At 43.9% G+C, this 23,848-nt stretch carries 22 protein-coding genes; 6 read left to right on the top strand and 16 right to left on the bottom strand.

The window, feature by feature from the left end:
* Positions 1-106 precede the first annotated feature (106 nt).
* On the bottom strand, positions 107-2,644 hold the full coding sequence (locus tag DXX94_RS13180; protein WP_116018513.1) for an acylase: 2,538 nt from the start codon (positions 2,642-2,644) through the stop codon (positions 107-109).
* 438 nt (positions 2,645-3,082) lie between these two features.
* Between DXX94_RS13180 and DXX94_RS13175 the strand changes: the two genes are divergently transcribed.
* A complete protein-coding gene (locus DXX94_RS13175; RefSeq protein WP_116016552.1) occupies positions 3,083-4,657 on the top strand; it encodes a putative bifunctional diguanylate cyclase/phosphodiesterase in 1,575 nt (524 codons plus the stop codon).
* Between the two features lie 237 nt (positions 4,658-4,894).
* On the opposite strand, the gene DXX94_RS13170 is transcribed toward DXX94_RS13175, so the two are convergent.
* The 3 genes from DXX94_RS13170 to nudE form a co-directional block, all read right to left on the bottom strand.
* Entirely contained in the window at positions 4,895-5,491 is a 597-nt protein-coding gene (locus DXX94_RS13170) for a YceI family protein (RefSeq protein WP_116016550.1), read from the bottom strand.
* A 71-nt stretch (positions 5,492-5,562) separates the two neighbouring features.
* Positions 5,563-6,399: a 3'(2'),5'-bisphosphate nucleotidase CysQ gene (gene cysQ, locus DXX94_RS13165; protein WP_116016548.1), complete on the bottom strand. Its 837-nt coding sequence runs from the start codon at positions 6,397-6,399 to the stop codon at positions 5,563-5,565.
* Positions 6,396-6,956 carry an ADP compounds hydrolase NudE gene (gene nudE / locus DXX94_RS13160; RefSeq protein ID WP_258872164.1) on the bottom strand — a complete coding sequence of 187 codons (561 nt, stop codon included), beginning with the start codon at positions 6,954-6,956 and terminating at the stop codon, positions 6,396-6,398. The genes cysQ and nudE overlap by 4 nt, the downstream gene beginning before the upstream one ends.
* A gap of 100 nt (positions 6,957-7,056) precedes the next feature.
* Between nudE and yrfG the strand changes: the two genes are divergently transcribed.
* A complete protein-coding gene (gene yrfG / locus DXX94_RS13155) occupies positions 7,057-7,734 on the top strand; it encodes a GMP/IMP nucleotidase (protein WP_116016546.1) in 678 nt (225 codons plus the stop codon).
* Here yrfG and DXX94_RS13150 read toward each other — a convergent pair.
* The 12 genes from DXX94_RS13150 to gspC form a co-directional block, all read right to left on the bottom strand.
* Entirely contained in the window at positions 7,724-8,473 is a 750-nt protein-coding gene (locus DXX94_RS13150; RefSeq protein WP_116016544.1) for a type II secretion system protein N, read from the bottom strand. The genes yrfG and DXX94_RS13150 overlap by 11 nt on opposite strands.
* A 115-nt stretch (positions 8,474-8,588) precedes the next feature.
* Entirely contained in the window at positions 8,589-9,059 is a 471-nt protein-coding gene (gene gspM, locus DXX94_RS13145) for a type II secretion system protein GspM (protein WP_116016542.1), read from the bottom strand.
* Positions 9,059-10,270 (bottom strand): type II secretion system protein GspL, encoded by a 1,212-nt coding sequence (gspL, locus tag DXX94_RS13140; protein ID WP_116016540.1) that lies wholly within the window; start codon positions 10,268-10,270, stop codon positions 9,059-9,061. The genes gspM and gspL overlap by 1 nt, the downstream gene beginning before the upstream one ends.
* The gene (gene gspK / locus DXX94_RS13135; protein WP_116016538.1) at positions 10,271-11,302 is read right to left on the bottom strand and encodes a type II secretion system minor pseudopilin GspK; all 1,032 of its coding nucleotides are present in this window, start codon (positions 11,300-11,302) and stop codon (positions 10,271-10,273) included.
* Positions 11,295-11,990: a type II secretion system minor pseudopilin GspJ gene (gene gspJ, locus DXX94_RS13130; protein ID WP_116016536.1), complete on the bottom strand. Its 696-nt coding sequence runs from the start codon at positions 11,988-11,990 to the stop codon at positions 11,295-11,297. Before gspJ ends, gspK begins: the two co-directional genes overlap by 8 nt.
* Positions 11,990-12,409 carry a type II secretion system minor pseudopilin GspI gene (gspI, locus tag DXX94_RS13125; protein WP_116016534.1) on the bottom strand — a complete coding sequence of 140 codons (420 nt, stop codon included), beginning with the start codon at positions 12,407-12,409 and terminating at the stop codon, positions 11,990-11,992. The genes gspJ and gspI overlap by 1 nt, the downstream gene beginning before the upstream one ends.
* The gene (gspH, locus tag DXX94_RS13120) at positions 12,409-13,002 is read right to left on the bottom strand and encodes a type II secretion system minor pseudopilin GspH (protein ID WP_116016532.1); all 594 of its coding nucleotides are present in this window, start codon (positions 13,000-13,002) and stop codon (positions 12,409-12,411) included. Before gspH ends, gspI begins: the two co-directional genes overlap by 1 nt.
* Positions 13,003-13,103: 101 nt before the next feature.
* Positions 13,104-13,568 carry a type II secretion system major pseudopilin GspG gene (gene gspG, locus DXX94_RS13115; RefSeq protein ID WP_116001952.1) on the bottom strand — a complete coding sequence of 155 codons (465 nt, stop codon included), beginning with the start codon at positions 13,566-13,568 and terminating at the stop codon, positions 13,104-13,106.
* Between the two features lie 2 nt (positions 13,569-13,570).
* Entirely contained in the window at positions 13,571-14,791 is a 1,221-nt protein-coding gene (gene gspF / locus DXX94_RS13110) for a type II secretion system inner membrane protein GspF (RefSeq protein WP_116016530.1), read from the bottom strand.
* Between the two features lie 12 nt (positions 14,792-14,803).
* On the bottom strand, positions 14,804-16,294 hold the full coding sequence (gene gspE / locus DXX94_RS13105) for a type II secretion system ATPase GspE (protein WP_374188850.1): 1,491 nt from the start codon (positions 16,292-16,294) through the stop codon (positions 14,804-14,806).
* 107 nt (positions 16,295-16,401) lie between these two features.
* Positions 16,402-18,447 carry a type II secretion system secretin GspD gene (gene gspD, locus DXX94_RS13100; protein WP_116018507.1) on the bottom strand — a complete coding sequence of 682 codons (2,046 nt, stop codon included), beginning with the start codon at positions 18,445-18,447 and terminating at the stop codon, positions 16,402-16,404.
* 101 nt (positions 18,448-18,548) lie between these two features.
* A complete protein-coding gene (gene gspC / locus DXX94_RS13095) occupies positions 18,549-19,520 on the bottom strand; it encodes a type II secretion system protein GspC (protein WP_116016528.1) in 972 nt (323 codons plus the stop codon).
* 243 nt (positions 19,521-19,763) lie between these two features.
* Between gspC and DXX94_RS13090 the strand changes: the two genes are divergently transcribed.
* From DXX94_RS13090 to DXX94_RS13075, 4 genes are all read left to right on the top strand, one after another.
* Positions 19,764-20,174, top strand: a complete 411-nt coding sequence (locus DXX94_RS13090) for an RNA-binding S4 domain-containing protein (protein ID WP_116001956.1) — start codon at positions 19,764-19,766, stop codon at positions 20,172-20,174.
* Positions 20,175-20,180: 6 nt separating this feature from the next.
* The gene (gene hslO / locus DXX94_RS13085) at positions 20,181-21,047 is read left to right on the top strand and encodes an Hsp33 family molecular chaperone HslO (RefSeq protein WP_116016526.1); all 867 of its coding nucleotides are present in this window, start codon (positions 20,181-20,183) and stop codon (positions 21,045-21,047) included.
* A 288-nt stretch (positions 21,048-21,335) separates the two neighbouring features.
* On the top strand, positions 21,336-22,946 hold the full coding sequence (pckA, locus tag DXX94_RS13080) for a phosphoenolpyruvate carboxykinase (ATP) (protein WP_116001958.1): 1,611 nt from the start codon (positions 21,336-21,338) through the stop codon (positions 22,944-22,946).
* Between the two features lie 460 nt (positions 22,947-23,406).
* Positions 23,407-23,796: a hypothetical protein gene (locus tag DXX94_RS13075; RefSeq protein ID WP_116016524.1), complete on the top strand. Its 390-nt coding sequence runs from the start codon at positions 23,407-23,409 to the stop codon at positions 23,794-23,796.
* The last annotated feature ends 52 nt before the right edge of the window (positions 23,797-23,848 follow it).

Below are 23,848 nucleotides of genomic sequence, written 5' to 3'. Positions count from 1 at the left end.
TGACGTCCTGTCTCTCTAGCGTCCACCAGTGTGGCATACCGTATGTCCTATACATAAAAGCCAACTTTACGTTGGCTTTTAGAACATTTATTGGCCACTTGAGCTATTATTGCCCAGAAGTGATTGTAATTTCACCTATTTTATTATTTTCAATGTCTTCTTCGGTAAAGCGAAGTGGTCTTAATTGCGGCTGCTGAGAGTACAGCATGGTTTGATCTAAATTATGATCCGCTCCAAACGCATGCGACTGCGAATAACTTAACAAGCCACGAGCCACTGGCCCTTCATCAGTAAAGTTCACTACTGTCATCCAGCTACTACCATAATTAATATGGTAGCCTTCACCTTCGACACTCATCATGGTATTTGGCAGTGTTGGGTATGTATGGCGTGGCAATAAGGTGCCATTATTACTGGTAGCAGCTCTAAAGACATTAAAACCACCTTCAATATTATGCGCCCCAGCCCATGGAATTTTCACGCCGGTAGCTTGACCATCCGGTGTACTGCGCTCAACAAACTGAACCGTACCTAACACCTCATCCAATGCTATGCCTGCTGATTCCACCGTCATAATTGCCCGTGCAAACTGAGTTAACACCTCAGGGGTTGCAGCCAATGTATTTGGTGTTGTTATCGGGTTAGCCGGATCGAAATCATTTTGCCATTGCGGCGCTAGATTAAATTGAAAAGCAAACTCGCGGAACAGGTGGCCGGCACTACTGTTTAGGTTCATTGTGCCGTCCCATTGCGCCAATGCACTGCAGCCTGCGCTAATATCGACATTTTGGCCATCAACATTAACAGGTGTATTGCCTTGGTTTTGACACATTGCTAATAAGTCACTCAGTACAGCTTCACCCAAATAATTGCGATTACCGAGCAGTGCTTGTTCCACTTCTTCTGGCGTAAATAAACCATCACTGCCAGCAGCGTCTGCCAACAATTTGTGCGCCATACGCGAACGCAAAGATTGTTGATTATCCACTTGCCCATAAAGCGGCGAAACACCAGTAATTGGCGCTTGTGCATTCGTTAGCCAAAAGCTGTCGTTAGAGTTTTGCACATAGTCAGTGCCTGAATATTTCGGTGCTTGTTCAAAAGGAACCGGTCGGTCAAAATCGAACGCCGAAATAAAGGCTGGCAAAATGGTAAAGCCTGCTTGTTGTTTAGCGCCGATCAATAACGGATTGGTTGTTAACTCAGTTATCGCAGTATCGGTTAAAAACGGTACGGTTGAATCATCAATGTAAAAGACACTACCTTCACGATCTGCCGCCATGGTGTTGTTAAAAATAACACCGTCATGATCTCTAAACGCTTGCTTAAATTCGTCCATGTTGGTGGCAAGGTTCATTGCCAGCCAGTGATCAACGATGTCTAAATTGGCGGTATTAGCATCTTTAATCGCGTATGCATCACCATCTGGCCCCCATTCAAATGCGCCGGGCACAACAACCATAGGCCCTTGATGAGTTGAGTATCTGTTTTTCGCTAGTTGAATGGTTTGCCCCGGCGCCACTGCCACATCAATCACTAATTCGCGGCGAGTAATCGGACGGTTTACCCCATCGACGACTTGTGACAACTGACTAGGGTCGCCCTCGTTTAATGTTAACTGATACAAGACAAAATGCTCAGCGGTAGAAAACGTATGTGTCCAAGCAACGTTCTCATTAAAACCAATATTCACAACCCCTGGCACACCCATCAGCGAACCGCCCATGACATTCATATAGCCAGGGATGGTTGAATGAAATTGCCAGAATCTGAGATTGCCTGTATGAGGAAAGTGAGGATTTGCCAAAACCATACCTTTACCATTAGCAGTTTTGTCTTTACCTAGCCCCCAGCCATTAGAGCCAAGCTCTTGCTCGTTTATCTCTGGCATCGTCACTTTCGGGTCAATTTTAAAAGGTAGCTCTACAGCAGCTGCTTTCGCCGCTTTACTCCCTTTTGGAAAGGGTAAAAATGATTCACCTTCAGGCGCGGCAGCAAACATTGCTCCTAAGAAGTTCGCAGCGCCAGGTAAATGCGCAATCCCCAAGGAGTAAGTTAACATGTCAAGGTCACTGATTGGCTGTACCCACGGCTGCCCAGCACACGCAGGGTCAATATTCTCTGCGCCAGTATCAGCAAGATACTTGTTGTAACCCTGCGCATAGCCTGACAGCATCGCCTGTGAATTAGCCGACATGCCACGAATACTATTTTGAGCGATATTTCGAATATCTAGAGTAAGAAAGCCAAAATCACTAATTAAGTGCTCGGAATCGCCAGATCCAGGCACCATATCAGGGCCATAATATTTAGCGCGCTCAGAGTTATATTTAAGAATTTGATCCGCCAAAATACAGATATTATCTCTGGCAAATGCATAACCAACACCATAAGCCAAGCTCTCTAAGTTATCGGCTTTAACATGCGGCACACCAAAGTCTGTCCAACGAATATTGGCGCTAAGCTGACCGTCAGGTGCAAATGCCGGTACTACATCAACTGGCATTGGTGGCTGCGGTACTTCTGGCGTCGGCGGTTCAAAACTTGGTTGACTATTATATTTAAAATCGCCATTTCCACAGGCGCTCAATAAAATTGAAAAAGACAGTAATGAGATGGGCTTAAGTAGCCTGAGCTTACTCAAACCTTTTACAGGTGAGTTTAGTGATATCAAAATACGTTCCTCTTTTGCTTATGCCTTGTTGTATGTCTTTGTATATATTTATTTTTTTAGATTGATGCAGGCATTTCCCCAAATGCCATACATGAATTATTTTGTAGCATAGCGAATTGAATTGCTCAAATAAGCATCACTAATAGCTAACTATTCGCCTTCTGAACGAAAGTTGTCATCAAAACAGCTATGAAAAATAAGGAGTTCTTTAAAAAACACCCAAAACTCTGGGCTAAAGATAATTCGAAAGGTAAATAACGTGGCTTATTGGATTTACTTCAAGGGGTAAATGGCGCTAATTAATTTATTTGAACTAGATTGCCATTAAGTATCAGCTCATAACCTATTTTATCACTTTCGCTATGAATCCCCTATACTGGTTGAATAGTCTTAGCAAGGAGCGCTTTTATGTTGCCAAGCCAAACAACACTCTCTAAAAAACTAAGAAAACGCGCTCAAGTTGAACTGTTCATTGCTCTCTTTTTCGTGTCGGGGTTAACACTATTAACCTTAATATCGGAAATTGAAGCCTTTGAATTGTTATTTGAATTTACTCGAGCGTATGAAGATTGGGATCTCGACGAAATATTGCTCTTTGTGTTTTATTTGGGCGCAGTCGGCAGTATCTATACATTCAGACGTATGCAAGACATCAAAAAGCTGAATCGAGAAATAACAAATCTTGCTTTTTTCGACGGAGTAACTCATTTACCAAATCGCGCCCTTTCGACAAATAGGCTTGCGGTATTACTGAAAAACTATGAAAAGACCGGCAATAAATTGGCAGTTGCCTTTATTGATTTCGATAACTTTAAAGTCATCAACGACACGTATGGCCATGCTTTAGGGGATTCATTACTAAAACAAGTTGGTAACCGATTACGTCAATGTGTTGGGGCTGATGATACGGTTGGCAGATTAGGGGGAGATGAATTCTTACTGCTCATCAATTATAAGGAATTGGCTCAATTAGAGGCTATCACCAATAAATTGTGCCAAGTGCAGCAACAGCCCTATTTGCTCGATTTAAATGAAGTCAAAGTGACATTTAGTATTGGTATTGCGCTCTACCCAAAAGATGCAACATGCCAAGCTGAGTTGCTTAAAGCTGCTGACTCTGCAATGTATCATGCGAAAAAGCTAAGAAAGGGAGACATTACCTTCTACGATGAGCAAATACGTGAACAACTAACACAACGCTATAACATAGAAACAGGCTTAAAAAGGGCAATTGATCAGCATGAGTTTCATATTCAATACCAACCTCAAGCTAGCCTGAAAACAGGTAAGTTAATAGGTTATGAAGCATTATTGCGTTGGCAAACAGCTGGACAGTTTATTTCGCCCGATGACTTTATTCATGTTGCAGAAGAGTCTGGCCAAATTGAGCAAATCGGCCTATGGGTGCTAAAGCAAGTACTATCTGAAATGCAGCCTATACTCGCTAGTGACCAATCGTTATCAATAAACCTTTCTCCGCGCCAGTTTCACCAAAATAATCTAGTTCCCGTCATTAGTAACTTACTCAACAAGCTGCACTTTCCAGCCAATCAGCTTGAGCTTGAAATTACAGAATTCGCTATAGTGAGCAACTTTGAAAGAGCGATAGCCCAAATATCTGAGCTTAAAAAGCTTGGTATTAGCATTGCCATCGACGACTTTGGCACTGGATACTCTTCTTTAATTCGCTTACGCGAGCTGCAGGCTGACCGTCTAAAAATAGACAAACACTTTATCAATCAACTCAATAAATCCGACAAAGACGAGCAACTGGTCGAATATATTTTAATGCTAGCGAAAAACATGAACCTTAGTGTTGTTGCAGAAGGTGTTGAAACGCAAGTTCAATTAAGCAAGCTACGAGAACTAGGCTGCGATGCGATACAAGGTTATGTATACGCTCACCCAATGCCAATTGAAAAGGTGTTAAAAAGCGAACACAGTGTTTTATTTTGCCCGCTTGCTGAAGCTAAACATGGTTAATAGGTAGTGAAGAATGAGAGTTTATGTTTCGCTAAATTAACCTCAGGTTTGGTTAAGAAATAGTGAATAACAAATAATCCAGATAGTTATGCTCACCATTATCTTCTGGCGAGAAATTTTTGCTGATATCAAGGCAAATTTGCGCGCCAGTAGCTGGTCTATTGCAAGTAAATTTAACGCTGGTAGCAGTAAAAATAGCCGCTAGAAGCACATTAGTTATCCAGAGCTGAGGTTAAATTACTTTGTTTGGTATTCGAATAATAAATTAAATGTGACTGGTACCGCATTGCTTATATTGCTCAGCCCCGCGATCGTTCTGAGCTTTTCAACACCTGCCACCAAATTGTATTGGTTGGCATTGATTATTAATGGCTTTACCGTGTTAACGACAAAACGATTTTTCGTAAGCTTAATCAGCTGTACTTTCATCGTCACTGCTTGCTTGTTGCCATGAAGGTGGATATTCCCTGATAACGGTAGGTATTTCACTTGCCCAGCTGGCAAAGCTTCAATAAAGCGAATATCAACCTCACCAGTAAAGTCTGCGCTAGCAAAGGTATCAAGTTTGAATAAATACTTCTGCATGCGTTCATCGCGGATAGGGATCGCAGTATCGACACTTGCTAGGCTGACCTTAAAGCTCACTTGCCCTTGTTTATTGATATCGCCAGTCAGATTTTCAAAGCTGTGAACTTCTGCGACTTCGCTATTTTTCGTGGTAACAAAATTTAGCTGAGACTCGCTACTGTTGAGCTGCCAGCCGGCAAACACCGGCAGCGAGAACAGCAAACTCAAGCAATGAACTAATACAGTGAGAATAAGTAAACGTCGCATAACTCTTCCTTGGATTTAATTATCGCTATTGCTTGGATATATGACTTGCTCTAGCTACACAATAGCGACCGTTAAAACTCGCGATCTGCGCGATGTGGTTTAATGATCTGTTGCCAAGGAAACTCACCAGCCCCCAAGCTCAAAAAATCAGGATTCATTAATGAGTGGCGTTCATTGTAGCTAAGTGACTGAAATTCACTGTCAATAATAGTGCCACCCGCTTGCTCTAAAATACACTGGCTGGCACCTGTGTCCCACTCACCCGTAGGCCCAATGCGCAAATAGCAGTCGGCGCCGCCTTCAGCAATTAAGCAATTTTTTAATGAGCAGCTACCAAGGGCAATATACTCAAATTCAAAATCAGTATTTAAATATTGCCCCATCAAGCTTAATTCTTGGCGGCGGCTAATCGCTACTTTAACGGGGCGTTTTTCATCGTAACGAGCAACGTGAATTTGCTTGCTCGACTGACCATTATCTTTGAACGCCCCCACACCTTTTTCGGCATAATAAGTTAAATGATGATCCGGCGCATGAATTACCCCAATCACTGGCCAGCCATTTTCCACTAGCGCTATATTTACCGCAAAGTCGCCACTGCCAATAATAAACTCACCGGTGCCATCAATCGGATCAAGTAACCAATAGCGCTGCCATTTGCCACGTTGCTCCAACGGCAGTGGGCCGACTTCTTCAGAAATAATGGGAATATCCGGCGTTAAACGCTGAAGCTCTGCCATGATCGTTTCATTGGCAGCAAGGTCAGCACTAGTGACTGGGCTGTCATCAGCTTTGATCTCTGACGTAAAATTTCGCTGTCGATAAAATGACATGACTTGCTCGCCCGCCAATTTTGCAGTGTCGATAGCAATTTTTAACAGTGGGCTTAGCGAGTGTGATTCGGTCATTTTAACTCCTGTTGCTGCGCTAATTGGTCACGCACTAGCATCAATGCGGCAATCGAGCGAGCTTCATTAAAGTCAGGTTGGCTTAACAGGTTTTGGTAGTCGGCAATTGGCCATGGCACCACTTCCAAAGGCTCGGGCTCGTCACCTTCTAATTGAGAAGGGTATAAACCTGTGGCTAGATAGATTTTCATATGAGCATTAAAAAACGCGGGCGCCATGGCAACATCGTGAATATGCTGTAACTGCTCAGTTGCGTAGCCGATTTCTTCCTGCAATTCGCGATTAGCTGCTTGCTCGCCTGTTTCACCCGGATCAATTAGGCCTTTAGGAAAGCCCAATTCATAACTGTGGGTGCCAGCGCAATACTCTCGCACTAGCAACATAGTCTCGTGATCAAGCATAGGTACCACCATCACAGCACCTCGGCCACTACCCGCCATGCGCTCATATTCACGCGTTTGCCCATTGCTAAAGGCAAGATCAATTTGCTCAATCGCAAAAAAGCGACTTTTGGCCACCATGCGGCTATCGGTAATTTGAGGTAAGCGGTTTTTCAACGTAGTCACACCTAATAAGCGAAGCTCAGAGAAAGTTGGTTATGTAGACAAACTATTATCGTTATAATGCCATAATAAGATGTTTTCTTGGAATAAATCTATGCTGGATTGGTCAGAAATTTCCACTGTGCTGCTCGACATGGACGGTACGATTTTGGATCTTCACTACGACAATCGCTTTTGGTTAGAACATTTACCAAAGCGCTACGGTGAAAGTGTTGGTATTTCAACTGAAGCTGCGCGAGAAAAACTTACCGCACATTACCAAAAAGTCCACGGCACTATTGCTTGGTATTGCCTTGATTATTGGGCTGAACAAACCCAACTGCCGATTACCGAATTAAAACGTGAATTAATGCATTTAATTGCCTTGCGACAAGATGCCGATGAGTTTTTACAAGCGTTAAGAACCAGTGGTCGTCGGGTGGTGATGGTGACTAACGCGCACCCGGGTAGTTTGTCGTTAAAAATTGAGCGCACTCAGCTCGATAAGTATTTTGACAAGCTTTACTCAACCCATGAGTTTGGTGTTAGTAAAGAGTCACAGTCGCTTTGGCAACAACTGCATGCCGTGGAAAAATTTGATTGCCAACATACGCTTTTCGTCGACGACAGCTTGCCGATTTTAGACTCAGCAAAAACATTTGGTATTAAGCACCTGCTGGCGGTCGCAAACCCTGACAGTCAACAGCCTGTGCGTGAAATCACAGATTACCCAGCAATTACAGATTATCGCGTGATGACCGCTGAGATATTAGCGACAGCTCCTAAAATTTAAGTTCGTAGCGCCCTTGGGCGTCAGGGTTACCAATAAATGGCAGCGTGTCACGCAGCTGTGCCGGAAAATTATTACCCGGTGTTAGGTAACCTTGACCACTAACGCGACCATCTAAGCCAAGCAAAGCGGTGTACTGTAACCCCAGTCGATTATCTGGCAAAACTTTCACAACCAACTTCCCTTGCTGGCAAGAAATTTCGCCCTTAAAGCTTCCTAACTCAATACTTTGTTCAAACGCGTTAACTGCAGCGCGTTGCCACGTTAATCGCCCTTTCGCACTAGCACACTGATTACCAGCTAAGGTTAGCTCATCGATGGCAAGCTCTGCTTGACCAAATGCATCAAGTTCAATTGGCAGTGGCAGCAATGGCGCAATTTCGCCTGCAGGCATTTGCACGGTAAAATCACTGATTTCTACCTTATCTTGGCTTAAAGCAAAATGCCCTTGTCCTTCAGGTCCATCGCTTAAACGGCTGCCGAATTTCACCTCTGCCGCAAGTGATAACGCTAATAATGACCACGGCGACACATCGGCACTAATTTGATTAACCGTCACCCCTTGGTAGCGAGCCGCACTAATTTGCGGTGACCAAATGGTTTCGCTTACTTCACCTAGGGCTAACCCTTTGGGAAGTTTACTATGCTCCACGAGAAGTGCTGCCGGTGTTAAGGCAATAACAAAAACAAGGTAGGCTGAAACAATTACAGCAGCCAATGCTATATTGATTTTTAACGTCATATATCTTGTGGTCTATCGTTGGCGTGTTAATTTTCGATGGTCGTTAACAGCTCAATGTTTTACGAATTATTTTTTACTGCTTTAGGTTAATGCTTTATGTTTAAAGGCTTAGCGTTTATCGACTAAGCGTTAAGCGGCGAATTTTTACCGTACCTGCGCTATTACCGTTTGTCACATCAATATTACTCACCACTAAGCCGTGTTGTTGGGTCAAAGCATTTAACAAGCGCAGCAATTGTTCAAACGGAATTTCATCAATCCACACTTGCACCCCTTGATCGCCTTGCGGTTGCATACGAGCAATTGATATTTGATATTGGCCAGCAACGCGATTCACTAACCCCGAAAGGCTGCCACCTTGGCGCGGTTGACGAACACTTGCGGTACTGCTACTTATTTTTGCGGTATTGGTTTTAACGTATTGATAAAGCTCTTGTGTGCGGGCGAGCTTTTTCTCTGCTTTGTCAGCACCTTGATGAATCGGCTGCCATACCCCTTGAAACAGGATAAATACCAAGAGCACACCTGCCATCGCCAAAATCAATTGCTGCTCTCTGCTTTGTAGTTGTTGCCACCACTGTTTCATTACGACTCCTTAATACTAAAGGAACCGGTGACACGGTTACCCTGATTGTTCTGAGCGCCCTGCGTAACGGCTAGGCGAGACTTTTCAAGCGCACTTTTAAACTTGTCAAATGCTTGGTAGCTATTTGCCTCTGCTTGCAGTCGCAATTCATTGCGCTTGCCGTCATAACGTAATGAGCTCGTTTGCAGTTCAGGAACTGAAGCAAATGCGCTTTCTAATTTGGCAAGCATTGGCAGAAAATCTCCTTCGCTGGCACTACCACTTGCCTCAGCGATTTTGCGTTTTAACTGCGATCGAATAGTTGCGATACGCACCCGCTTTGTATTCGGGAAAGCTTGCTTATAAGTTGCAATAATCTCTTGTTCCAACTGCTCAGTAGACTGATTCAGTTGATACCAATGGCTGCCCTTAACGCCAAGCTGCAACAATAAAGTAAAGGCAGCAAGTGAAGCCGCAACAGCCCAGTATTTAATTGCTGGAGAGCGCTTGGTTTTAACCGCAAAGTCACCTTGTAACAAGTTAATATCGCGCTGTTGTTGAGCGGCAAACAAGGCCAAAGGTAATTCTGCCGGAGCCTCTTCGCATTCTATGCTTACTGGCAATGATGGAATTGGCGAATAGTTTACAAAACTTGGCATTGGGTCTAGCTGCTGCCAATGTTGCGTCATAAACTGCCATTGGCTTTCATCTAAGCTCGCTCCTTGCCATGCGCCTTGGCGCACTACCAGTTGCCCTTGATGCGCAATAACACTCCATTTATCCACTATAAGTGGCATAAGTAAGGTTTCTGGCACCATCACACGACAGGTAATGCCAGCGTCGCTCAATTGTGCTTGCCAACGTTGGATAAGCTGACGCTCAATAATAGCGACATGGCAGTTATGCTCGCTACCTGCGGGTGCGCGCTCGGCAAAGGCGAAAAATAGTTCATCAACGTCTTGTGCAAGCTCGTCTTCGAGCATATACGGCACCGCTTGGCGCATTGCTTTTGTATTTTTAGCTGGCACAGTTAACGCTTTCAATAATACATCGCTGCCCGGTGCAATCGCGATAACTTGGCGTTGACGCGCTTTGTCGCTAATCGTAGCTAATGCTTGTGCATCCGGTAATTCGCCGCTCGCAATGATTTCTTGCTGGCCAGTCGACCAGACCAACCAAGCAATAGCTTGCTCAGGTTTGCTGGCGAGACGAATGTATAATATTTCGCTCATTTAAAAACGTCCTATGGTGCGACTCACAACGTTTACCTTTTCGTTGTCAATCACTTGCAAGATTGAAGTTAAGTTAAAATAACTGCTATTGAATTCAGCACTGGCCTTTAGTGTAAAGTATTCACTATCAACAACAAACTGTTGTTTTAGTGGCTCGCTGATATTGAGCTGGGTTACTTCTGGTAAGTTGTAAAATTCGGCTAATTCGTCAAAACCTTTTTCATCACGGGCTCGAATAATATTGTTTGCTTCGTCTTGGCTGATATCGAGCATTGCAGACAACAAAATTGCCTGTTCATCAGTTAAGGTATTGATATTAATTTTATGGCTTTCATTTTGCGGTAACACACAAACATAAGGCGAAATTGCCGCGATAATCGCTGGCGTAAAGTGCTCGATTACGCGTAATTCACTGACACTGGCAAGGTAATGGTTAGCGGCAAAATATGGATATTCGCGTCCAGCATAATCATTATCTTCAGCACCACCACTGCTCACCAGGCGGTCATCTTCATCGAGCCAATCGGTTAAGGCATCTGCCATGTATTCCGCTTCAAAATCACCAACCCCTTCAATATTTAATTTAACTAATAAGCGTTCTAGGGTTTGTCTCTGAGGTGATTTATTTTCGCCGTCGCCAGCATTGTCAGTGCCTTCACTGCGCAGCGCGTTCAAATTCAAGCATGCGTGTAAGTCATAAATTGCACCGGTTATTTGACCGTTATCAACAGGATAAGTGTTTTCGCCACGCGCCCATTGCTGACTTAAATGGGTGACGTCTTCATCCTGCTCGTTATCAAGTTGTAGCACCCTTTGCGCCAATGCTTCGGCACTCATCGCATACCAGTAAGCCTGCTGATTAAATTGAATATTGGCACTACGCTGCAACTGCACTTGCAGGCGGGCACTCATTTCCGTTGCCAAGATAGCGGCGAGTGCAACAACCAACAACACAGTGATCAAAGCAACACCGCGGGCATTAACTAGGGGAGTTTTGCTAGGTGGACGTTTAAGTAAGGAGCTGTTAGCCATTGGCATCCCCTCCCCCTGCTTCACCTGCACCATTTTGTGCTTCATCACCGGCAATAAGAAACTGACGGCGAATTTCACCTAAGTCTTGTGTTTGAATAATAAGAGCCATGGCTTGCGGAAGACTGTCGCCGTTAATTTCTTTTTGCCATTTTCCCGCTTGGTAAAACTCGAATTTAACATCATCAACTTGCGTGATCAGTGGCCTGACTTTCGGTTCCTTGCCAACTACAGGATCAACAAAGGTAAAGTGCAATCGGTTAAGCGTGTTATCACTAAGTTGATAGGCCACCGACTGCAAATCACTGCGGGGTAACAATAAATTAGGGTTTGCCCAACCAGAGCGAATAAAAGCTAAGGCATTGGTTTCAGAGAAAAAGCCTTGATCGTCTAAATGAATAAAACGGCTACTGGGTGCTTCACCATTGATGCGCATAGTGCGGCGAGTCAGTTGCAGCATGTCGCGTTCAATCACAATAAACGCACGGTTAAGTTCATTAATACGCTCATTCTTAATGCGTGACTGTTCGTCGCTGCGAAATACAGTATCAAATATGGTAAAACTGGCGAGACTCACCATCGCAAAAATTGCCATGGCAATGAGCACTTCAATGAGCGTAAAACCTTGCGCTTGGTAAGCCTTGTTGCGCCTATTCAATTGAGTTGATAACTGCACTGAACGCGATTTCATTATTTGGCCGTCCTTGCCAAAAAGGTGGTTAGCTCAGAAAGTGGCTGTTCATCGCTGGCTTGCTGGCGCACTTCAATGGTCACTTGGCGCAAGTTGGCATCTTGAGTACGAACAACTTTCTGCTGCCAATACCAAGTGGCTCCAGCCATTTCCACTTGCCCTTTGCGATTGTTGCGCGGCGGCCAAGTTTGCGTATCTAAACTAGCTGCGGTCAATTGATTAGCAGCCACCCAATTGGCCACCGTTTTCTGCTCAAGCCGAGATAAGTTATCAAAGTTACTTTGTGCTGCGCCTAAAAGCGCAACACCGGCAATAGCAAAAACCGCCATGGCAAGCATCACTTCAATCAGGGTAAATCCACGCTTGCTTGTTGGTCGTTTTTGGGAAAACTCTGATTTATCGAAACGTCTAGCTAGCATTACCTGTCCTGCCCGTTGATTGGGCCTTCAATGGTCAGCGGCGTATGATATAGCCCTGTCACCTTGTACTCGATGTCAGAGTCGGCAAATTCATCAAGGAAATAAAACGACACACTAAATGGCGTGATATCGCCACCAGATAACATCAGCACTTGCGGCTGTGGTGGCAGGTCTTCATCTTCTTTAAAGTCATCTTGCTCCGCTAACACTAACTGCAACTCGGTTAACAATGAAGGTTCAACTGGCAGTTCATCAAGCGTGAGTGACAGCCCCATGTTTTCAGGTAATTCTACAGGTACTAGGGTTTCCGTATCGCTCAGCTCAACCCATTGCTTACCGTCAAACGCTAAAAACTGGTAGCTTTGTTCTTCAATATACAGGCCAAGCTCAATATTGTTGAGCATGCCATATTCGCTGGCTAATTCGAACATACCAGCAAAGCGCTGGCTTTCTTTTGCTAGCTGTTTATCGCTTTGATTACCACGGAAAGTGAATTGAATTGCTGAGGCAAGAATACCCACCACGACAATCACCATCATCATTTCAATTAGCGTAAAGCCAGTTGAGCGTGATGAAGGATTACGATTAAACATGATGATGACAAGCTATGACTGATAAGTTGAGAGTACTAAATAAATTGAGTTTGCAAGCACTAAGCTAACCTTTTAAGCCCAGTGCTTGTTAGTGCTTTGGGTTATTGAAAGTCCGTTAAGTTCCAGTTACCAATATCGTCATCTGTACCTGCTTCACCGTCAGGTCCCATTGAGAAAATATCAATTTTACCGTTTTCACCTGGGTTCAATAGCTGGTACTCGTTACCCCAAGGATCACTTGGTAGACGCGTGATGTAACCTTCTTCTGGGAAACGGCGTGGTAACGGCTCAACGTCTGTTTGGGTAACTAAGGCTTCTAGGCCTTGTTCAGTTGTTGGATAGTTGTAGTTATCCATTTTGTACATTTTCAAATTAGTTTCTAGCGATGTAATGTCGGCAACCGCTTTTTGCACGTTAGCGCGATCTTGGCTACCAATAATATTCGGTACAACCATAGTGGCTATAAGGCCGATAATAACGATAACCACCATGACTTCTAGAATAGTAAAACCCGCTTGTTTGCTTGTTTTTGTGGCACGAATTTGTGATTGTTTTGCTGAATGCATATCTAATTTCCTACTAACGTATTTAGCTGTAATATCGGCTGTAATATCGCCATTACAATAAAGAGTACAACGCCTGCCATGGTGACCATTAGCGCAGGCTCAAACGCCTTGATAGAAATATTCATCAAGGCTTCAAATTCTCTGTCTTGGTTGTCAGCGGCGCGGCCAAGCATTTGCTCTAGCTCACCACTTTTTTCACCACTGGCTATCATATGAAGCATCATTGGCGGAAAAAGTTTCGTTTGCTCAAGCGAAACTCGCAAACTGGTACCTTCACGCACCATGTCAGCTGACTCTTTGATTTTTTGTTTAATATACAGATTGTCTAGCACTTCGCCGGCAATTCGCATACTTTCCAGTAGCGGTACCGCGCTGGCAGTTAAAATGCTTAGCGTTCTTGCAAAACGCGCAGTATTAAGGCCGCGAGATACTTTTCCGATCATTGGTAGGGCAATTAATCGCTGATGAAAACCAAAGCGAAATTTCGGCTTTTTCAACAATTGACTAAACCCTAGCATCACCAACGAGAACATCAGTAATATGGCTAAACCATAGTTACTCAGAAAATCACTAGCGCTGATCAAAAACTGTGTAGTGCCAGGTAAGCCCTGCCCCATGCGTTCGAACTGCCCGACGATTTTGGGCACCACCACTGTTAACAATACCGCGACTACGGCAATGGCAACAAAGGTCATAATCACCGGATAAACCAAGGCTTGAGTCATTTGCGAGCGCAATTGCTGGCGCTGCTCGGTGTAATCGGCAAGGCGGTTTAGCACATTGTCTAAATGACCTGATTTTTCACCCGCTGCGACCATAGCGCGATAAAGGTGCGAGAATACTTGCGGAAACTCTGCCATGCTCTCAGCTAGGCTATAACCTTCGGTTACCTTAGTGCGCACCGCCATGATCATACTTTTTTGGCGGTTTTTCTCACTCTGTTCAGCAACCGCCATTAGCGATTCTTCTAGCGGTAAGCCAGATTCGACGAGGGTTGCTAGCTGGCGAGTCAATAAGGCTAAATCGGCAGCAGAAACTTTGTCTCTGCGGCTTGTTTTACCTTCACTGCGGTCTGATTTTTTACCAAGACTGGCATTAATCTCGATTGGCATTAAGCCTTGTTCGCGCAACAAACTGCGGGCATGACGCGGAGTATCGCCCTCAATCACGCCTTTAACGTTTTTCCCTTTAGCATTTACGGCTAAATAATCGAATGCGGCCATAAATAAATTCCATTAATCTTCACGCGTCACGCGCAGCACTTCTTCTAACGTGGTAATGCCCGCTAACACCTTGTCGAAGCCGTCGCGGCGAATACTCGGTGTGCTTTGGCGAATGTATTTTTCAATCACCTGCTCACCTTGACCGTTGTGAATAAGTTCACGTACTTTGTCATCAACAAACAACAATTCATGAATGCCAGTACGGCCTTTGTAACCTTTAAAATTACACTCACCACAACCTACAGCGCGATAAATTTTGGTTTGTTTGTCGCTGATACCCAATAAATTGCATTCTTCATCATCTGCCAAATGAGCTTCTTTACAATGCGGGCAAAGCGTTCGTACCAATCGTTGTGCTAACACCCCAAGTAAACTTGAAGATAATAAGAAAGGCTCAACCCCCATATCTTCCATACGAGTAATAGCACCTGCAGCGGTATTTGTGTGCAGTGTTGATAGCACTAAGTGGCCCGTTAAACTGGCTTGCACACCAATTTGTGCGGTTTCTAAATCACGAATTTCACCAACCATCACCACATCAGGGTCTTGACGAAGAATTGCGCGTAAACCACGGGCAAAGGTCATATCAACCTTAGTGTTCACTTGGGTTTGACCAATACCTTCAATGGCATACTCAATCGGATCTTCAACCGTTAATACGTTTCGTTGATGATTATCAATTTGGCTAAGGCCAGCGTATAAGGTGGTTGATTTACCTGAGCCTGTTGGGCCAGTCACCAAAATAATGCCGTGTGGCTTATCAATTAACTCGGCAAAACGCTGGCGGTTTAGATCTGTCATGCCCAAGTCTTGTAGGTCAAGGCGGGCAGCATTTTTGTCTAATAAACGCAGCACAACGCGCTCGCCATGACCCGTTGGCATAGTCGAGACACGCACATCAACAGCACGGCCAGCAATTCGCAAGGAAATACGACCATCTTGCGGAATGCGCTTCTCAGCAATATCGAGTTTCGCCATGACTTTGATACGCGACACTAACAGCGAAGCCAATTTGCGGTTTGGTTTTAGTACTTCACGCAATACGCCGTCGATACGAAAGCGAATTTGCAGTACTTGCTCAAAGGTTTCAATGTGAATATCAGACGCGTTTTCTTTGATCGCTTCGCTCAGCATGGCGTTGATCAGTTTGATAATCGGCGCGTCGTCTTCGTTTTCGAGCAGGTCTTCAGTTTCGGTCATTTCATCGGCAAGCGAGTATAAATCGACTTCGTTGCCAATATCTTCCATCATCTGTTTCGCTTCAGACGAATCGCGCTGATACGCCTCGGTTAACAGCTGCTCAAAGTCTTCTGGGGACTGAACAATCACCTCGTAGGGCTCAGCTAAAAAGCGGCGCACTTCCATTAACACTTCAGGCTCAGTGGTGGCAATGCAGTACAGTTGGTAACCTTGCTCAGCACTCACCAACAAAGCGTGATGGCGCTTGGCAAAACCAAACGGCAATTGCTTAGTGCTCACAGCAAGTGCAGTCTCTTCACTCATGTCAGCACTTATTTCAGCACTTATTTCAGCACTCATTCCTGCACTCATTCCTGCACTTAGCTCGTCAGTTGTGTCACTAGACGATGATTTAAGCGTTTGCGACATAGCTAGTTAACACCACCGTCAGAGCCATTTTCAGACTCGTTTTTGTCCTGCTCACGCTGCTTCATATATTCTTCGTAGCTTGGCGGCAGTGATAATTGATCATTCCACTCAGGCAAAATAGGCAGCTTACTGCCGTCCATCAAGCTCAAGCCTTCTTCTTGCTTACGAATTTCGTCGGCGCGAATGTAGTTATACTTCGCTTTGGTCACTTCATTCATCAAGGTACCATCGCGAATAATGGTTGGGCGTAAAAATACCATCAAGTTGCGCTTGCGAACCGTATTACTGGTTGATTTAAACAAGTGGCCTAGCACTGGAATATCGCCAAGCAGCGGTACTTTTTGTTCGCTTTCTTGCACATCTTCGTCAATCAAGCCACCTAAAATCACGGTATCGCCATTATCTGCCATGATCGTGGTTTTAATTTCGCGCTTGTTTATCGAAATATCAACGCCGGTTGCACCACTAACAGATGAGACTTCTTGCTCAATTGTTAATTGCACACCAGAGCCTTCATTGACCTGCGGCGTAACTTTTAGCTTAATCCCAACTTCTTGGCGCTCAACCGTTTGGAATGGGTTTGAGTTGTTATTACCAGTTGTCGAGCCAGTAATAATCGGCACTTCCTGACCAACTATGAAAAAGGCTTCTTCATTATCTAGTGTGGTAATACTTGGTGTTGCCAAAATATTGGAGTTCGTATCAGCGCTGACCGCTTGTACAATGGCGCCCCAATTATCATCAACTACACCAAACATCATACCGTTAACTGAGCCCAATAGTTGCGCGAGTAAGGTGTAATCGCCATCGGTATCAGGGTTAGTCGTGGTCACTGGGTTGCCGTTGCCATCAATGGTGGTCACAGTTGTACCATCTTCACCACGGGCATTAATTGCCGCAGCGCCAGCGGCGCTAATTGGCACAGGGCCATTGGTAAACTGAGTAAAGCCGGCATTTTCGTGATACCACTGCACGCCTAAGTTCACGCCATCGCTTTCAAACACTTCCACGATAATCGCTTCAACCAACACTTGCGCTCTGCGCACATCGAGTTGGCGAATGACTGCTTCAAGTGAACGCAACATATCTGGCTGTGCGGTGATCACTAAGGTGTTAGTATCTTCATGAGCGTCGATGCTGACATTGCGTTTTTGGCTACGCGATTTAGTGCTTTTCGCGCTATTTTCTTCCGCTTCAATTGACTTACTAACCCCTTCAAGCACATCAACTAACTCTTCTGCTTTGGCATACTTCAGGTAGTAAACACGGGTATTACCACTGGTTTCTAATTCACTGTCTAAGCGTGAAACCAATTTTGCAATGCGCTCACGCGCTTGTGATTCGCCACTGACAATCACACTGTTAGTGCGATCGTCAGCGACAATTTTAGGAATAAGGAAGGTTGGCGTACCTGCTTTAGCACCGGCTTTAGGTTTATTCATCGCTTCGATGATACGAACCATTTCACCCGCAGATGCATATTTAAGTTTAATAATTTGTACGTCTTGGTCGCCTGCGCGATCAACACGTTCAATAATTTTCACTAAACGATTCACAACCGCAGCAGAGCCGGTGATCATTATCACGTTGGCAGGGTCATAGTTGGTCACATTACCGCCACCAGCTTGGTCTGAGAGTTGACGAAGCAATGGTACAAGCTCACGTACCGTGACGTTTTTAACTTCAACAATGCGGGTAACCATTTCGTCACCGACAAATTCACCAGCGCCGCCAACGACAGGAATTGCTGAAGTTTTCGCATCTTTATTACGGATAACTTTAATAATGTTGTTATCCATTTTAACCGCAGAGAAACCATACACTTCTAATACATTGAGGAAGAATTGGTAATACTGCTCTTCGGTTAATAAATCGTAGCTTCGTACATTAATTTTACCGCGCACATTTGGGTCAACAATCATGGTTTTTTGCAGATTGCGGCCGACAATATTAACGAACTCATCAATATTGGTATCTTTAAAATTCGGTGAAAACTGCGCAGCAAAAGCGGTACTGCTCATCGGCGCTTGGCTAAGCGCCAATGCCATCGCTAAAGGGGTAAATACACGCTTCAATTTGTTTAGCTTATATTTGTTTGACTGAGTGGCTTGTTGCCATAGTGAACGACGGTTATTTTTATTTCTTAATATCATGGTGCAATGCTAAACAGTATTTCTGTTAACTCCCCGTTGCGATCAACTAATAATGCCAGATCACTGGTTTCTCGTAATAACTTTAATGCTTGTGCTGACTCACTTGGAATCGATAAATCCAAGCCATTCATTTGCACGGCGACATCGCCAGATTTCAATCCAGACGCCCTAAAAAATGCGGGATCTTTACCAGGCATCAAGCGATACCCTTGTATTTTTCCTTGCGCGCGCTTGGGTGATATTTTCAAATAATCACTCAACTTTCCTGGATTTGACGCAATATCCGTTTTTAATGCTTTCATCGCTTTGCTCAGCTCAGCATTATTACGCTGATCTACCGCTTGCCCGCGCTTGACTGTACTTCGATTAGGGCGACTTTTAGTTGATGACGCGCGGTTTTTATCACGATTAGATGAAGCTTTGATGACACTTGGTTTTGGCTGCTTGTTATAGTCAAAACCGTCTAACATCAAGGTTTCGACACGACCAGATTGCTTTAATATCACTCGATCGGCGTACACTTGATGAAGCTGTGCACGTGTATTGATTATCTTATCGCCAACACCATAAGTTTGCTGCTTGCCATTATGCTCAATAATGGCTGCTGCTTTTTTAGGGTCACTAGCTGCGACCACCCCAGATAGCGTTAAGTTCAATTTAGTTTCAGGTGCATCCTGCACTTCTGGCAGTGCTTCAACGACTTGTTCAGTGTTGTATTGGCCAAAAATGTTAAGAGAGATAAAGCGTTCAACATTAAATCGAGACGGTGAAGACGAGCTTTGGGAAGACGGTGAGTCTTGAATAGATATTGTCGGTGTTTGCTCAATAGGCACAAGTTGCCACGTAATTTGCGCCAGCAAATAAGCGATATAAAGAAGAATAATGAGGCTTATCGCTTTTGCGATCTGCACTTGCGGTAGTTTATTGAAATACTCGCTAAATGACGCCAAGTTGTCAGGCAACTGCATGGTAAAACATATTATTTTAATTCCATATTAGCAGTGATGATACTTGAGCAAAGGCAAAGCAACAAGAGAGCCTAGACACTTTTATTGAATATACGAGTAAATATCATTCTTATTACAGTGAAATTAGCAATTTTATGTAACCTAGCGCTGATATTTTGTTATTCAAGCCCCCTACTTCGTAGCTAAAAATTAGATTTTGTGGTAAATTTCAGCCAATTTTTTCGGTAAATATTTGTGTCTTTTATGGCCGCTAAACAGCAAACTTCATCGCAATCTGGTGCAACGCGATTAGACAAATGGTTGTGGGCTGCACGCTTTTATAAAACCCGTGCTATCGCTAAACAAATGATCGACGGTGGTAAAGTGTTTTACAACGGCCAGCGTACCAAGTCAGGTAAAGCGGTAGCCATTGGCGATCGCGTTAAAGTTCGCCAAGGGTTCGATGAAAAAGAAGTCATTATTGTTGAGCTCGCAGATAAGCGCCGCGATGCAACTTTTGCACAAACGCTATATCAAGAAACGGATGCGAGTATCGAAACTCGTGAGCGCAACACCCTTGCAAGAAAGCAAGGTGCTTACTTTAGCCCTGCAACAGAGACAAAGCCGGATAAGAAACAACGCCGACAAATCCGTCAATTCAAAGAAAGGATATAAAAGCTCATGCCCAATCAAGATGTGTTAAATCGCTATTTATTTGACGATAAGCATGCGCGCGGTGAATTAGTGCAAATTCACCAAGCTTACCAAGACATTCTTGCCAATCACCAATACCCTGATGGGGTAAAAACACTACTGGGTGAATTGTTAGCGGCAACATGTCTGTTAACCGCCACCTTAAAGTTTGAAGGTGAAATTGCTGTGCAGTTACAAGGCAGCAGCGATGCACCAATCAACTATATGGCAATCAATGGTAACGACCAGCAAGAAATGCGCGGCGTTGCCAAACTGCAAGCTGAAACTAATGCGACTTCGTTACAAGAGCTCATTGGCAAAGGCATTATGGTGATCACTATTCGCCCAAATAAAGGCGAACCTTACCAAGGTGTCGTGCCACTAGAGCAACCAACGCTCGCGGAATGTTTAGCTCACTATTTTGAAACTTCGGATCAAATTCCAACCACAGTATGGTTATTTACTGACTTAGCTGCGAAAAAAGCGGCTGGCAGCCTAGTGCAATTGCTGCCAGACAGCGAAGATAAAGTTAAGCAGCACGAAGATTACGAACACCTTTGTCATTTAACCAGCACGATTAAAGCAGAGGAAATCTTTAATTTACCAGCAGAAGAATTACTGCACCGTCTATACCATGAAGAGCAAGTGCGTATTTTCGAACCACAGCAAGTAACTTACCGCTGCTCATGCTCAGAAGAGAAGTGTTTAAACGCTATTACTCAACTAGGCACGAGCGAAATTAAAAGCATTATCGCAGAACAAGGTAGTGTTAGCATGACTTGTGATTATTGTTTGACCACTTATGCCTTTGATGAGCAGCAACTTTCACCTTACATAAGTGAAGTAAAACACTAGTTAATCATTAATTTAAACTCAGGGCGCTAATAAGCGCCCTTTTTTATTGCTCACGCCTTATATTTACTGCACTTATAGCGAACATAAATTTATATCAATTTACCTTTTTGTCGTTTTATTACATAAAAAAACTGCTGATTAAGGCACTTAATGTAATAAAAGATGAAAACTTTCATTCACAATAATTTTTTCCTTTTTTTTTAGCCGACTATCACCTATTATCGATGGCCTCAGAGCGACTCTGAGCAACCCCATAACCTAATTGCTTTACACTGGAGAAATAAAGCCATGGCTGCTTTGCAAGACAAGATTGATCTATCTCAATACGGTATCACTGATGTTGCGGAGATTGTTTACAATCCTTCTTATGAGTTTTTATTTGAAGAAGAAACAAAAGCAGAGCTCTCAGGTTATGACAAAGGCGTTGTCACTGAGTCAGGTGCCGTAGCGGTAGATACGGGTATTTTCACTGGCCGCTCACCAAAAGATAAGTACATTGTGCGCGACGATACTACACGCGATACCGTGTGGTGGGCTGACCAAGGTAAGAATGACAACAAGCCGATGACTACTGAAACGTGGAACTCATTAAAAGGCTTAGTGACCACGCAATTATCTGGCAAGCGTTTATTTGTTGTTGATACTTTCTGTGGTGCCAACGAAGACACGCGTTTAAAAGTGCGCTTCATTACCGAAGTTGCGTGGCAAGCACACTTTGTGAAAAACATGTTTATCCGCCCAACTGACGAGCAACTTGCCGATTACGAACCAGATTTTGTGGTTATGAATGGTGCTAAAACCACTAACCCTAACTGGCAAGAGCAAGGATTAAATTCAGAAAATTTCGTTGCCTTTAACTTAACTGAAAAAATGCAGTTAATTGGCGGCACTTGGTACGGCGGCGAAATGAAAAAAGGTATGTTCTCAATGATGAACTACCTATTACCACTGAAAGGCATTGCCTCTATGCACTGTAGTGCTAACGTCGGCAAAGATGGCGATGTTGCGGTATTCTTCGGCCTATCAGGTACAGGTAAAACAACACTTTCAACTGATCCTAAGCGCGAGCTAATCGGTGACGATGAGCACGGTTGGGATGACAACGGCGTATTTAACTTTGAAGGTGGTTGTTACGCAAAAACCATCAACCTAAGCAAAGAAAACGAACCAGACATTTACAATGCCATTCGCCGTGACGCATTACTTGAAAACGTAACGGTAGATGAAAACGGTAAAATTGATTACGACGATAACTCAAAAACTGAGAACACGCGTGTTTCTTACCCAATCCATCACATTGATAATATTGTTAAACCAGTGTCTCGCGCCGGCCATGCCAAGAAAGTTATTTTCTTAACGGCTGATGCATTTGGTGTACTACCACCAGTTGCGAAATTAACGCCAGAGCAAACAGAATACTACTTCCTGTCTGGTTTCACGGCGAAGTTAGCTGGTACTGAGCGCGGTATTACTGAGCCAACACCAACCTTCTCAAGCTGTTTTGGTGCGGCGTTTTTAAGCTTACACCCAACGCAATACGCTGACGTTTTGCGCAAGCGTATGGAAGCGGTAGGCGCAGAAGCTTACCTTGTTAACACAGGTTGGAATGGCACAGGTAAACGTATTTCAATTAAAGATACTCGTGCGATTATTGATGCCATTCTTGACGGCTCAATTGAAGATGCAGAAATGGTTGAACTACCACTGTTCAACCTAAGCGTACCAACAGCATTGCACGACTGTGATAGCAACATTTTAGACCCACGCAACACTTATGCTGATGCAGCTGATTGGGAAGCAAAAGCAAAAGACTTAGCGGGTCGTTTTGTTAACAACTTTGACAAGTTCACTGATACTGAACACGGTCAATCGCTAGTTGCTTCTGGCCCTCAGCTATAGTAAGTACTCGTACATAGTAAAACACAGAAAGGCCGCTAACGTTAGCGGCCTTTTTTATTGCTGAACAACTGAGCATATTGAACTCTCACCTTCAGCATCACACGCCTGCTAAATAGAAAACCGCAACTGGCAAGTCGCAAATCGAGAACCGTAAATTACAGCCAGATATTTTAAGTAGCCTCAGGTTTGGATAAGAAATAGTGAATAACAAATTAATTCAGATAGTTATGCTCATCATTATCTTCTGGCGAGAAATTTTTGCTGATATCAAGGCAAATTTGCTCGTCAAGAGCTGGCCTATTACAAGTAAATTTAACGCTGGTAGCAGTAAAAATAGCCGCTAGAAGCACATTAGTTATCCAAAGCTGAGGTTAAGTAAATACACCTCTTACCTGTTTGCTATTATCGCCAATTATCGACTAAGGTTTACTTGTTCACAGCATAATTTAAAGGAGTAAATATGCTCTACATATTGCTAATAAAGTTCACCTTATTTCTTTTACTCTGTGCATGGCTAACCAAACGAAATAATGTCGCGGTAAAAACTTGGAGCGACGAGCAACTTATCAGTGGCTTACCCCATTACCTAAAATTGAAAAAACAAACCCGTCCGCATCGCTTAACCACGCACTTTCTGGATGTCGATAAGCGTATTAGCCAGATAAAATCAGAAACGGCCCAGCGATTTTCACCGACATCAATCAAGATGTCGCAGCTTAATCTAGCAAGCCGAAAAGCGTTAGTCCGTCGCTTGTTGAATAAGCGCCAACAGGCCAAGCTTAATGGCAATTCGTTTGCGCATAGGTTGCTTGAGCAGCAAATTGAAAAGGTGGTTTTTCGTCATAGCTAGCCGCTGAAACATCACAGTTCCTAAATCTTAATTCCCATATGATGAATAGCTG

This window comes from Thalassotalea euphylliae, from assembly GCF_003390375.1.
GTDB classification, from domain to species: domain Bacteria; phylum Pseudomonadota; class Gammaproteobacteria; order Enterobacterales; family Alteromonadaceae; genus Thalassotalea_F; species Thalassotalea_F euphylliae_A.
The sequence above is the reverse complement of the archived record's forward strand: the minus strand, read 5'-3'. Positions and strand labels throughout refer to the sequence as shown.